Annotated in this window: 1 protein-coding gene and 1 pseudogene (1 of these 2 running past the window's edge); both read right to left on the bottom strand. The window is 75.5% G+C overall.

Going from position 1 to position 754, the window contains the following annotated elements; genetic code table 11:
* Positions 1-128 precede the first annotated feature (128 nt).
* Entirely contained in the window at positions 129-518 is a 390-nt protein-coding gene (locus ACFWXO_RS43235) for a hypothetical protein (protein WP_363577445.1), read from the bottom strand.
* Positions 519-657: 139 nt separating this feature from the next.
* Positions 658-754, bottom strand: a pseudogene (locus ACFWXO_RS43230) (hypothetical protein); its annotated part runs 83 nt beyond the window's last position; the annotation flags it as partial.

Raw genomic sequence — 754 nt, 5'->3', positions numbered from 1 at the left:
GGGGCTCACCGGGGGGGGGGGCCCCGGGGGGGGGCCGGGTTATTCCACACCCGCGGCCCCCCCCCGCGCGCCGGGGGGGGGGGGGGGGGGGGGGGGGGGGGGGCCCCCCCCCCCCCCCCGGGCGCCGGTCACGCGGCGAGCATCAGGCGGCGGGCCTCGCGGTTCTTCTCGCTACGCGGGTTGTAGGCGGTCAGCAGCTCGACGACCTTGGCGCGGGAGTAGCGGCGGACGGTCTTGACCACGCGGCCCCGGCCCCCCATGGTCTGGCGGGTGCGGCCCTTCTCGGTGTGCTTGATGTTCTTTCGCTTGGCGATCTTTCGCAGGGTCTCGGTGACGCTCTCGGCGGTCTTCCGGTCGACCCCGGCGGCCAGGGCGTGGGTGTTGAGCGAGCGGGCGCGACGGCGGCAGGACTTGGCGAGCTTGGCCGCGTCCAGCGGGCGGCGGCTCGCGGCGGTGGCGCGGCTCTCCGCCGAGCGGGTGCGCAGGATCTGACGGGCGGTGCGGGCGCTGGCCTTCATGGGAGGTCCCTCTCGGTTGGTTTTGCTGGATCGAGTGGTCGGGTGGGGCGCCAACCCCTCCCGACAGAAAGAACTATACCACATCTCGATGCCACCGTGGGGTGTGGCGCGAGTCACAGCGAGGCGCATGGGCTGACGGGCCAGCCTTTGCCGGGGCCCTGCGGCGGGGGCGGTCGTAGCCCAGGACGTCGAGCGCGGCCAGGACGGACTGGCGGGTGGTCGCGGCGACGCCCGGC

This window comes from Kitasatospora sp. NPDC059088, from assembly GCF_042738155.1.
In the GTDB taxonomy this organism is placed as follows: domain Bacteria; phylum Actinomycetota; class Actinomycetes; order Streptomycetales; family Streptomycetaceae; genus Kitasatospora.
Note: the sequence above shows the minus strand (reverse complement) of the source record. Positions and strands in the feature narration are given on the sequence as shown.

Excerpts from the sequence above, each read along its gene's own strand:
- ACFWXO_RS43235 (WP_363577445.1), bottom strand. The coding sequence starts at position 518 with ATGAAGGCCAGCGCCCGCACCGCCCGTCAGATCCTGCGCACCCGCTCG.